Raw genomic sequence first — 11,145 nt, 5'->3', positions numbered from 1 at the left:
GCCGCAGCCCCGGTCGTACCAGATTGAGATTTTTATGTTAAAGGTATTACGAATCGAAAAAAAGTATTACAAAGGAGGGGCCGCCGTCACACTCGGGAGAAGAAGGATTCAGCATCCGACGACGACCACAAAGAGCCCTGACACCGGCGCCGGAGGTTCGGCCGCGGTCCCGGCGGCGATCCGTTCGTTGGGATAGCCGAGATCCTCGCAGATAGCGATCCGCACCTCACCGGGCAGCGCCGCCGCGAGGGCGGGAACCGAGAACTCCGGGTCGGCGATGAGGAAGACGATCCGACCACGCCCGACCTCCTCTGCCGCTTCCCTCACCGCCGCCGCATGGTCCTTGCCGTGGGCGGTGACGACCGCCGCCTTCACCAGGGAGAGGCCCAGGCGGGCGAAGGCGACCTGCATCGAGGAGATGCCGGGCACCACCTCGCCGCCCAGGTAACCCAGGCCAGCAAGCATCGGATCGCCGGTCGAGAGGACGACGGCGTCGGCCGGGAGAGCACGGAGAGCTTTGTAGTCGGTGATCTCGTGCACCTCGCATCCGTCCCTGATCGCCGGTCGTGCGAGGTCGATCGCCCGCGCCGAACCATAGATGAGGGCGGCGCTCCCGATCGTCCGCACCGCCTCCCCGGTGAGCATCCCGGGACCGCAGCCCACGCCGACGACCTTCATCCCGAGTCCCCCAGCACCGTGCCGTCCCTGGCCACGACCACCACCCGCACCGTCGGGTGAGCAGCCCTGAACGATGCAAACGTCCGCTCCATCACGCCCTGCCACGCCGGCGTCCCGGTCAATTCCTCCACCGTCGCACACCCGGTCCCGGCAAGCACCTCAGCGTCCATGAACTTCATGACCAGTCCAGGCAGCCCGCAGACCGTCACCTCGCCCTTCGCCGCCGCGAGGGCCCGGCCGAGGTGCACGCCGACGAGCACGACCTCACGGTCGGGAAAGAGGAGGCGGGCATAGCGCAGACCGAGCCTGCCGGTGGTGAGCACCACCTGTTCGGCGCCTTCCACCCGTTCCAGCGCCGACTCTGAGAGGTGGTCGTCCCAGGGTTCCACGAGGCCCGTGGACCCGAGGACCGAGATCCCGCCCTCCACCCCGATGCGCGGGTTGAGGGTCTGCGCCGCGACCGCGGCGCCATCCGGGACCGAGAGGCGGACCCACACACCCGGGAGCCCGACCGATGCGGCGGCCGACCCGACCGCCCCCTCGATCGTCGCACGGGCCGTCGGACTCACCGCCGGTGACCCCAGCGGATACCGCGGGGTCTCGCGGACAAACCGACCGACCCCCCCGCCGTACTCGACCTCCACCCCGGCCGGGACCTGCTCTGCCACGGCCACGAACGCGAGGCCCGCGGTGACATCCGCATGATAATCCCCCGAGTCCTTCCTTGCCTCGCCGCGGCCGCCGGCACCCCTGGCCGGGACGACGACCTCCAGGCCGCACGGGAGGAGGAGCGAGACCGCGTCCACCGGTTTGGCCAGGGAGAGGACCGCCGCCCGGCATGCCGCCGCGGCCGTCGTGCCGGTCGTGAACCCCCGCCGCAGCACTGATCCGTCGGCGGTGAGGACGCCGAGACCCGACGCCGCGAGGGTAAGGGCCGCGGGATCGGTGCAGCGCCCGACCCACTCCGCCGGGTAGACAAAGCCGGTCACCGGGTCGACGATCGCCTCATCTCTCACGCGTCCGCTCCACATACATCGTGACGATCTCGTTCATCGCCGCGACCGCCGGCGGCGTCCCGCCCCGCGTTCCCTGCGTCGAGATCGAGGGGATGTCGAGAGTGCGCAACTCCTCCTTGGACTCCGCGGCATTCACAAACCCGACCGCCATCCCGATGACCAGCGCGGGCCGCACGCCCTCCCTGACCATTGCGCAGAGGGCGAGGAGCGACGAAGGAGCGTTCCCGATCACCACGACCGCGCCTTCCAGCCGATCGCGGAGGGCGAGGAAGCCCGCGGACGAGCGGGTGATCCCGCGCGCCGCGGCGATCTCCTGCCCATAGTCGAGGGCGCAGAGCACCTCGGAGTGGTGCTCCTTCTTCCTGATCCCCATCTGCACCATATGGATGTCGGTGATGATGGGCGCGCCCCGCTCCAGGGCCGCAAGCCCGGCCTCGATCGCCTCGCCCCGGAACCGCACCAGGTCGGCCATCACGAAGTCGCCGACCGAGATCGCACACCGCTGCCTGATCCGGTCCTCGGGCGTCCGGTCGCCGATCACCTGGCGGGCCAGGGACCTGCTCGTCCGCGAGATCGCATACCCCTCGGGCGTGTCGGCGCCCGGGTCAATATACATACTTCCTCCCATAGCCTCTCGGCGTGAGCATCCCGCCGTCCTGCATCCTGAAGGTCTCGGTCCCGCCGACGATGACGAGCGTGCGCATATCGACGGCCGAGTCGTCCTCGGCAAGCGCACCGAGGGTCGTCACCTCTGTCTCCTGACCGACGCGGTAGGCGTTTCGCACCAGCCCCACCGGGGTCTCGGGGGAGTGGTGCCTGAGGGCGATCGCAAGCGCCCTGGATAGATTTTCCGGTCTGCCGTGACTCTTCGGGTTGTACAGGGCCACCGGCACACCCATCTGGAAGGCGAGACCGAGCCGTGTCTCGATCGTCTCCCAGGGAGTGAGGAGGTCTGAGAGCGAGAGGGTGACATGGTCGCCGGTGAGCGGGGAGCCGAGGAGCGAGGCCCCGGCGCACGAGGCCGTGACGCCTGGCACCACCTCGTACTCCACCGGCACACCGGCGCGGTCCATCACTTCGAGCACGATGCTCGCCATCCCGTACACCCCGGGGTCGCCCCCGCTGACCATGACCACCCGGTGAGTGCGGGCGAGGTCGACGCACTTCTGCGCCCGTTCGACCTCTTTCCCCATCGAACTCCTGATCACGTCCTGGCCCCCGAGGAGGGGGGCGATCTGTTCCAGATAGAATGCATTGCCGATGACATACTCGGCGGCGCGGATCGTGTCCGCCGCCTGCCCGGTCATCTGCGCAATCCCGCCTGGGCCGATGCCCACAATAGAGAGTTTCCCTCTTTTATCGTCCGATTGCAACTGTCACATCCCCATAGACTTTTTTCTTCAGTATCAACTCGCCGCGGCGTGCAAGGGCAAGCACCGCCGGTTCGGCCACGCCGACAAGCCCGATCAGCCCCGCCCGCGAGGGCGAGGGGGGCGTCCGGGCGTTGAGCGTCTCGGCGCTGAGGTACAGGAGGACGCCCCCCAGCGCGGCGACGCCGTCCCGCAGGCCGGGTTCATCGGATTTCTTCGCCGTCGTGGCATAGACGAGCACCTCCTCGGGCCCGATCCCGGCCGTCCTGAGGGCCGCCCTCACCGCCGCCACGACCGATTCAGTCGCAGTCCCGCGCCGGCACCCGATCCCGACGACATATTCTCCGCCCTCCACCAGGACCGAGACGGCAGAGGAGGCGACGACGATCGCCGGGCCGCCGACGGTATAGACCGGCACCTCGCCGTCGAGCATCGCTGCGTTCACCGGAAGAGTGGAGTCCGGGTTTGCGATCTCGGCCCCGACCGACGCCGCGACGCCCTCGACGCACGGCCGGCCCAGGGCCTCGGTGGCGGTCGAGATGACCGGGACCGCTCCGATCTTCTTCCCGATCTCGCGGGCGAGGTCGTTCGCCCCATGGTGCCCGCCGAGGACCGGGACCGCAAACCTGAGGTCCGGACTGACCACCACCACCGCCGGGTCCCGCCACTTGGTGGTGAGGAGGGGGGCGCACTTCCTGACCGCGATCCCTGCCGACATCACGGCGACGACCGCCTCGTAGGCGGCAAAGGCCTCCTCGAAGACCTCAGGGAAGTACGGGAGAAACTCGCCGCCGAGGACGTCGGCGACCCGCCGACCTTCCTCCTCGAAGCGCTTCAGCGCAATGACTGCCGTCTTCATCCGTAGAGGTCTGAGTTGGTGTAGTCAGACGCCGTGGCGTTCACCACGCCGCCGATGATGATCAGGGCCGAGCGCTCGATCCCGGCGGCCCGCGCCTTTGCGGCGAGGTCGGCGACCGTGCCCCGCACCACCTTCTGGTCAGGCCAGGTGGCATGGTAGACGACCGCCGCCGGGGTATCGGGCGGGCACTCGACCTTTCCGAGCACCTCCTCCATATGTGCGGTGCCGAGGAAGACGACCATCGTCGCCCCGGTCCGCGAGAGTTCGGCGATCTGGTCGGTCGCCAGCGTCGCCCCGGCGGGCCTGGTGACAACCACCGACTCTGAGACCCCCCGGAGGGTGTACTGGGTCTTGAGAGCCGCCGCCGCCCCGAACATCGATGAGACCCCTGGGACCACCTCGACCTCGACCCCAGCCCGTTCCAGTTCGGCGATCTGCTCGACGATCGCCCCGTACAGTGCCGGGTCGCCCGAGTGAAGACGGACCACCGTCTTCCCGGCCCTGGCCGCCTCGACCATCACCGCCACCATCTCGGGAAGTTTCATCCCCCAGGAGTCATACTTCTCAGGCGCCGGCGACCGCTCGACCAGCGCCGGGTTCACCAGCGACCCGGCATAGATGAGGACGTCGGCCCGCATCAGGAGGTCGTTTCCCTTCACCGTGATCAGGTCCGGGTTTCCCGGCCCGGCCCCGACAACATAGATCTTTTCCATCTTCACCGCCTCGCAAAGAGTACACTGAAATAACTGCTTTTCTCAGGGATTTCGTCGCCCCGATAGACCCGTTCGCCGTCCATATACATCCGCTCCACCAGGACGAAATCGGTGAAGCCCTCGGCCTGGAGACGTGCGGCCGTCTCCTTCGGGTGCGTCACCTTGAGGAGGAGACGACACGCTTCCTCGGAGCCGTCGCTCACGCCGATCCCGCCGGAGACCGGGACGCCCGCGACCGAGGCGAAGGCGGTGATCGCGCTGATGCCGGGGACGGTCGTGCACCTGACCGCGGGGTGGCGGTCGGCGAGGACGGCCGAGAGCCGGCCGAAGGTCCCGTAGAAGTTCGGGTCGCCGAGGATGCAGAAGACACAGAGCCCGTTCGCCGCCGGCGCCGCCACGGTATCGGCGTTCGTCTCCATGCACCGCGCGATCTCGGCCTCGTCCCCGGTCATCGGGAAGGAGAGGACCTCGACATCGGTGCGGTACGGGGCGATGATCCCCGCGGCCACCCGGCCCGGGACATAGACCACGTCGGCCTCTCGGATCAGGCGCACGGCCTTCACGGTCAGGAGTTCGGGGTCGCCGGGGCCGATCCCCACGCCGACCAGCATCTCAGGCCACCTCCCCGACAACGAGCCAGACCGGGTTGGCCGGGCGCATCATCATCCCGGGCCCGAGCGCGTGGGAGCGGGCCACCTGGAGGGAGACGACCTCCCTGAAGATCCCGAGGTCCTGCATCGTCCTCACCGCCCGATGGAGGGTTTCCAGCAGGACACAGTCGACGACCACCCGGCCGCGCACCGTCCCGGCGAGTACCCCGAGCACCTGCTCGAGGTCCCGCGAACCGCCGACGAAGGCGGCGTCAAGGGGTCCGGCACCCGCAAGGACATCGGTGGCCTCGCCACAGACTGTCTTGATGTTCTCGGCACCTGCCGCCTCTGCAGCAACCCTCGTGCAGGCCGCCGCCTCTGGCCGGCGGTCGATGGCAAGCACCCGGCCGGCGGTCCTGGCCGCGGCCACCGCGATCTTCCCGGTCCCGCACCCGACATCTGCAAAGGCGCACCCCGGCGCAAGCCTCAGGTGCCAGAGGGCGACCGCCGCCACTTCGTCCTGCGTCGGTCCGCCCCGAAGTCCCTCATCCATGTAAGTAAAGTTCACTTGCACGGACTAATTAACATTTGTTCAAATTCCCGCGGAATCATTTCGAAGCCCTTACTATGAGCGGGGAAGAGGGGAGAATATGCACGACCCCGGGCTTGAGATCCTCACCATGCTCGCCACCGCCCCCTGCCATGTCTACGGACTCAAGTTCAGGCTCGAGGAAGAGGGGATATCCAGGAGCCACAGCGACCTCTACAAGACCGTGAACTCGCTCAAGCGCCGGGGACTCGTGGACTATGAGCAGGCGCCGAGCACGAAGGGACCGGCGAAGAAGGTCTTTTTCATCACCGATAAGGGCAGGGAAGCATTGTTCCTGGCAAGAAAAAGCAGCGTCGGAGTTGTCCTCTCAGACTACTTCCGCCACCTTGCCCTGACCTTCCAGGACCTGATGGTGGCCGAGTTCGAGAGCGAGCGGCCCCTCAGACGGATCGCCGTGGTCCCCGACCCTCTCAGCGGTGGGATGGCCGACCTCTTCGTCGCCGCTGCGGCCGACCTCACCGGCCAGATCCCGGAACGCTGGCTGATTGCGAGGGACAAAACGATCATCGAGAAGTTTCAGAGCCTCATAGCAGACCCGGCCGCCATGCCGTGCTGTGACGGCGCCTTCGACCTCCTCATCGCCCCGGGACTCAGCGAAGCCGTTCCCGGCCCTCTCCTCCCGGAACTTGCCCGTATCCTCGCCCCACGCGGCCAGCTCGTCACCTTCCTCCCCTTTACCGAGGAGATGACAGAGTCTTCAATCGCCGGCGAATTCCTCATCCGCGAGGTGCGGCGGTTCTTCCCTGAACTGCAGGTCTGGAGGCAGACCGACTTTCTCAGTGCACTCTCCGCATCCTTCGACGTGACGAGTGTCAATCACCTGGGCTTCACCCTCATCTTCTGCAGGGCGCGCACGCGAGAGTGAGAACACAATTTGGCCGATCTAACGTTGAGTATGAGTTTCTGGCTCAAGCATATGCGATGATCGCGACAGCGCTGTCCGGGGGCGTTGTTCAATTGCCGTCCCTGCTGATACTCTCGCAAGACGATGGAACAGATGCTGTGATCGGGGACGGCATGGTCTGATCATCACGCCGTCCCGTTGTCGTGACCTCGAAGATAATATCTGGACGGGAAAGCGCCCATCTTTTTTCGGAGATATCGCGCGTGGTGCCGTCCCCCGCCCTATCTTCTCGCGAAATATCAGAAAAGATTCAGTGGCGGGGGGACGGCACGGTCTGATCATCACGCCGTCCTGTTGTCATGGCCCCGGAGATCAAACCTGGTCGGAAGAGCGTCGATCGCTTTTCGGAGAGATCAGACATCCATGCCGTCCTCTGATTCCAGGGATGAGGATAGTGCAGGGAAGGCACCATCGATGATCATAAAGAGGGGGTTGCCGTCCACCGCCAATCTTCGATCTTCGAGTACGAGCGGAACAAACATAAGAAATACCCCACAGGTGATCGATCACATCCCTGATATCCCAGGGAGAACTCAGAAAAAAACTGGGGCCGGAAAAACCGCCCTCACTCAGAAGAATACTGCCCCTCAAAGACGATATCGTCAAGAACCTTCTTCCCGGCGATCTTCACATCCATCGGGTACCCGGCCGGGAGAAGGGAGACCAGCGTGTAATCTTCTGGGACACCGAGGAGTTCGCGGACCGCCTCGGCATACTCCTTCTTCTCGCCTGCCACCCAGCACGATCCGACTCCATAGGCCCAGAGCCCGAGGATGAGCTGGGTCGTGGCCGCGGAGCAGTCCTCAAGATAGTACTTTGCGTCCCTCTTGCCAAAGACCGCAAAGCAGACCTGAGCGTCCTCGATAAACTTGCCGTGATCGGTGAGGTCGGCGATCTGCTTGAGAGTCTCCTTCTCCTTCACCACCCCAAAGAGCCAGGGCTGTTCGTTCCTGGCGCTCGGAGCAAGATGGGCACACTCGAGGGCTTCCTTGATGATCTTCTCCTCGATTGGATCTTCCTTGTACTTCCGGATAGAATGACGCGTCTTAAGGATGGTCAGCCCAAGATTCGGACCAAGATACATGCTCCTCACTAGGCAGTGAAAATGGATAATCTTTGCGAAGAAAAGGCCGTGTCGAAATCAGATTCGCGATTATGAATGGCGGAAGGACAGCGGCGCCCTCTTCAGGATCACCCTCGATCTCGAAGTCTTCGTCCCCTCTACAGACGAAGATAACCGGAGGGGCGGGTGTGGTGATTCTCAGATTCAGGATCAGCCCTCTCCTGTCCCAACTCCTATCTTCGGGGTCATGACGACAGGACGGCGTGATGATCCAAACGTGCCGTTCCCCCATCGCACGATCGGTCCTGCCATCTCGCGAGAGGATAGGCGTGGAGACGGCACGGGGCGGTGTGATCCTCTGAAAGAGAACAACCATCTCCTGTCCCACTCCTATCCCCGGGGTCGCGACGACGGGGCGGGTGTGGAGACCAGCATCCCGCTTCTTCATCACCGCCATGCCTTCTCGGCTCTATCTTCGGGGTCATGATAGCGGGACGGCGAGGTGATCAGAATCTTCCGTTCCTCCTCATAGGATCTGTTCTGCCGTCTCGCGAGAAGATAGGACGGGGAACGGCACGGAGCGCGTGATCCCGCTGATGGGAGAGTAGCACTCTTCCATTCCGGTTCTATCTTCGGGGTCGGGACAAAGGGAGAGGCGAGATGATCAGAACATGCCGTCCCCAATCACCAGGGCCTGTTCTGCCGTCTCGCGAGAGGAGAGGCGGGGGACGGGACGGGACGGCGTTCACGGTGGCTGTACCTCTATGACAGGAGCGCCCGGGATCCCCGACAGAACCTTCACGAGCGGCGTGACGCCCGGAATGGTTCAGGACGACCTCGATCTCCGGGCTTGAACCAACACAAAAAAAAAAGATCAGAAGGGGAGCAGCCCGCCCAGCCATCCCACGAAGTTCGCAAAGCCCTGCGGGATGATCACCGTGGGATCGATCCCCAGGATCGGGGCGATGAAGAGGAAGTAGGCGAACGTCCCGATGGTCGACCCGACATTTGCCAGGGCGGCGACGAGTACCACCCTGAAGATCGGCACCTTCCGCATCTCATCGAAGGTCTCGGCGTCCATGATCCGCTGGAAGTCGGCGGCCGAGGGTTTCCTGACCTTCGCCTCCACGATGGCGGCAAACCATCCGGCGGCCATCAGGGGATTGAGGGAGGTCATCCAGGCCACCCCGAAGGCGGTGAGGGCCGAGAGCGGGTGGCCTCCGGCGGCGATGGTGAACCCGGCGGCAAGCACGCCGTTGATCACCACCCAGTACAATATCGCCCAGGCAAGCACCTCCAGCCCGACGCCGGAGAAGGCGATCGAGATAAGGAGGATGGTAAAGAGGGCGACGACCAGGACGCCGATGATCTTCCCCCATGGATAGCGCTTTTTGGGGGCGGCGGTGAGCGCCGCCTCGGGCGGGAGGAGGTCGGGAGAGGAGAGGTAGCGCTCCACCCCTCGCACATGCCCGGCGCCGACCACGGCCAGCACCTTCTCGTAGCGACCCGAGAGGTCGAGGATCCGGCGGGCGATGTAGGCGTCCCGTTCGTCGATGAGGGCCTTCGCCCCGTTCGGCGAGAAGTTCCTAAACTCCTCCAGGGCCGCCGAGACGACGTCCTGTCTGGTCAAGGCGTCAATGTCGACTTTCTCGTCCACTCCTCCCGAGACCGAGACCGCGAGGGCGTAGAGCATCTTCACCTTCTCCCAGAGGCTCATGCCTTCCCAGAACCTGGAGAGGGTGATCCTGATGTCGCGGTCGATGAGGCCCAGGGGCAGGCCCCGGTTCTCCACCTCGTCGATGGCCGCCATCATCTCGGCACCGGGTTCGACGCCGACGTCCATGCCGATCTTACGCTGGAGATAGGCAAGGGTCCACTGGAAGAGGATCTGGGAGAAGTTCCCGCCTTTCAGCACCTCGTCGACCTTCGGGGGCGGCGCCCCGTTCCTGAGTGCCTGGTACCGCCCGGCGTCGAGTTCCACCCCGACGATATCAGGCTCGAACTCCTCGATCGCGGCGCGCACCTCAGCGATGCTCTTCTCGGAGACATGGGCCGTGCCGACCAGTCTGATCTCACCCATGGACCGGCCACACCCCCTCGCTGTCGACGACCGCCGTCTCCCCGGGCGGGGGAGAGGCGGTGGAGAGGACACGTCTGATCCCCTCTTCCTCGGCCGCCTCGGCCGCCTGCCGCTCGAGAAGGGCGCGGGCAACGGCACGCGCCTCTTCCATCGTCATCTCTGTCCCGATCCCCGGACACTCGGAGACGATGAGGCGGTCACCCTCGAGCATGAAGGGATAGGTCCGGCATATCCAGGGGCGGGCGGCGTACACCCGGCAGCGCTCTCCGTCCAGGAAGCGGCAGTGCCCCTCGTCCCGGCTGAGAGACCAATCGAAGGTGTAGCGCGATTTTTCCGGGCCGTCAAGAAACTCAGGATACGGCTCCGCTACCTCGCCGGGGGGAAGACCGGCGGCTTCTGCCACCCGCCGCACCTCGGCGGGGGAGAGAATGACCAGGTTCGAGCCCTCGGAGACCTCGCTGCAGCAGGCCCCGCAGCGCATGCAGCGGAAGCCCACGTCCCTGATCTCTTCGGCGAGTCCGTCTACTCCCCGCATATACGCTCAAAGTTTCTGAAGAGCAAGTCTCCGTCCTCGGTGTGACTCACCTCGGGGTGCCACTGGACCCCGAAGATCCGGTCTTCCGCCGATCCCATCGCCTCGACCGGACAGATGTCGGAGTGTGCATAGACCGTGAAGCCCGCGGGCACCTCCTTCACCTCGTCGGCATGGGAGGCCCAGACATGGATCTGTTCCGGATACCCTCCAAGGATCTCGCTCTCCTCTGTTATCTCGACACTGACGCCGCCATACCCCCCGTGGGCACCTGGGCCGACGGCCCCGCCCCGTGCGGTCGCGATGATATGGAGGCCAAGACAGATCCCCAGCACCGGCAGGCCGAGGTCAAGGTACCCGGCGCAGTTCCCGGCCCGCTCAAGCGACGGGCCGCCGCCCAGAATGATCCCCCGGCACCCCGCGGCGATCTCGTCGGGCGGGGTGGTGTTTTGGACCATCGCCACCTCGATATCCATGTCGCGGAGTTTGCGGTGGATAAGGTGGTTGAACTGCCCATGGTTGTTCACGACAAAAATGGGACGCATCAGAAAGGTATGGGTGGTTGAGGGTATAGCCTTTTTTATGGGGAATCAGGGCGACGGCGCTCCGGTCTTCGAGAGTACCTTATGGTCGGGAAACTCCGCCGAAAAAAGATCGGGATGAGAAGATTTTGGCCCCGGAAAAATCTCTTCGCCTTCCCTGCCCTATCCCCCTCCCTGGGGTCCGGGCG

Annotated in this window: 13 protein-coding genes; 1 reads left to right on the top strand and 12 read right to left on the bottom strand. The window is 65.1% G+C overall.

Annotated features, from left to right (window positions below; genetic code table 11):
• Positions 1 to 108: 108 nt before the first annotated feature.
• The 8 genes from E2N92_RS11455 to E2N92_RS11420 are packed head-to-tail and all read right to left on the bottom strand — an operon-like array spanning position 109 to position 5,779.
• Positions 109 to 678, bottom strand: a complete 570-nt coding sequence (locus E2N92_RS11455) for a cobalt-precorrin-7 (C(5))-methyltransferase (protein WP_220681286.1) — start codon at positions 676 to 678, stop codon at positions 109 to 111.
• Positions 675 to 1,694 (bottom strand): cobalt-precorrin-5B (C(1))-methyltransferase, encoded by a 1,020-nt coding sequence (locus E2N92_RS11450; protein WP_343222846.1) that lies wholly within the window; start codon positions 1,692 to 1,694, stop codon positions 675 to 677. The genes E2N92_RS11455 and E2N92_RS11450 overlap by 4 nt, the downstream gene beginning before the upstream one ends.
• Positions 1,684 to 2,310, bottom strand: coding sequence for a precorrin-8X methylmutase (locus E2N92_RS11445; protein WP_220681285.1), 627 nt, complete (start codon positions 2,308 to 2,310; stop codon positions 1,684 to 1,686). The genes E2N92_RS11450 and E2N92_RS11445 overlap by 11 nt, the downstream gene beginning before the upstream one ends.
• A complete protein-coding gene (gene cobJ, locus E2N92_RS11440; protein ID WP_343222845.1) occupies positions 2,300 to 3,031 on the bottom strand; it encodes a precorrin-3B C(17)-methyltransferase in 732 nt (243 codons plus the stop codon). Before cobJ ends, E2N92_RS11445 begins: the two co-directional genes overlap by 11 nt.
• A gap of 19 nt (positions 3,032 to 3,050) precedes the next feature.
• The gene (gene cbiG, locus E2N92_RS11435; protein WP_220681283.1) at positions 3,051 to 3,923 is read right to left on the bottom strand and encodes a cobalt-precorrin 5A hydrolase; all 873 of its coding nucleotides are present in this window, start codon (positions 3,921 to 3,923) and stop codon (positions 3,051 to 3,053) included.
• A complete protein-coding gene (gene cobM, locus E2N92_RS11430; protein ID WP_220681282.1) occupies positions 3,920 to 4,636 on the bottom strand; it encodes a precorrin-4 C(11)-methyltransferase in 717 nt (238 codons plus the stop codon). Before cobM ends, cbiG begins: the two co-directional genes overlap by 4 nt.
• 2 nt (positions 4,637 to 4,638) lie before the next feature.
• Entirely contained in the window at positions 4,639 to 5,247 is a 609-nt protein-coding gene (locus E2N92_RS11425) for a cobalt-factor II C(20)-methyltransferase (RefSeq protein ID WP_220681281.1), read from the bottom strand.
• A 1-nt stretch (position 5,248) separates the two neighbouring features.
• On the bottom strand, positions 5,249 to 5,779 hold the full coding sequence (locus E2N92_RS11420) for a methyltransferase domain-containing protein (RefSeq protein WP_220681280.1): 531 nt from the start codon (positions 5,777 to 5,779) through the stop codon (positions 5,249 to 5,251).
• 97 nt (positions 5,780 to 5,876) lie between these two features.
• On the opposite strand from E2N92_RS11420, the gene E2N92_RS11415 reads away from it, so the two are divergent.
• Positions 5,877 to 6,701 (top strand): PadR family transcriptional regulator, encoded by an 825-nt coding sequence (locus E2N92_RS11415; protein WP_220681279.1) that lies wholly within the window; start codon positions 5,877 to 5,879, stop codon positions 6,699 to 6,701.
• A 604-nt stretch (positions 6,702 to 7,305) separates the two neighbouring features.
• On the opposite strand, the gene E2N92_RS11410 is transcribed toward E2N92_RS11415, so the two are convergent.
• The 4 genes from E2N92_RS11410 to E2N92_RS11395 all read right to left on the bottom strand — a co-directional run bounded on the left by E2N92_RS11410 (position 7,306) and on the right by E2N92_RS11395 (position 10,960).
• Positions 7,306 to 7,824: a nitroreductase family protein gene (locus E2N92_RS11410; RefSeq protein WP_220681278.1), complete on the bottom strand. Its 519-nt coding sequence runs from the start codon at positions 7,822 to 7,824 to the stop codon at positions 7,306 to 7,308.
• An 853-nt stretch (positions 7,825 to 8,677) separates the two neighbouring features.
• Positions 8,678 to 9,883, bottom strand: a complete 1,206-nt coding sequence (locus E2N92_RS11405) for a TraB/GumN family protein (protein WP_220681277.1) — start codon at positions 9,881 to 9,883, stop codon at positions 8,678 to 8,680.
• Positions 9,876 to 10,418 carry a YkgJ family cysteine cluster protein gene (locus E2N92_RS11400; RefSeq protein ID WP_220681276.1) on the bottom strand — a complete coding sequence of 181 codons (543 nt, stop codon included), beginning with the start codon at positions 10,416 to 10,418 and terminating at the stop codon, positions 9,876 to 9,878. The genes E2N92_RS11405 and E2N92_RS11400 overlap by 8 nt, the downstream gene beginning before the upstream one ends.
• A complete protein-coding gene (locus E2N92_RS11395) occupies positions 10,406 to 10,960 on the bottom strand; it encodes a GMP synthase subunit A (protein WP_220681275.1) in 555 nt (184 codons plus the stop codon). Before E2N92_RS11395 ends, E2N92_RS11400 begins: the two co-directional genes overlap by 13 nt.
• Between the last annotated feature and the right edge of the window lie 185 nt (positions 10,961 to 11,145).

This window comes from Methanofollis formosanus (genome assembly GCF_019633745.1).
GTDB classification, from domain to species: domain Archaea; phylum Halobacteriota; class Methanomicrobia; order Methanomicrobiales; family Methanofollaceae; genus Methanofollis; species Methanofollis formosanus.
The sequence above is the reverse complement of the archived record's forward strand: the minus strand, read 5'-3'. Positions and strand labels throughout refer to the sequence as shown.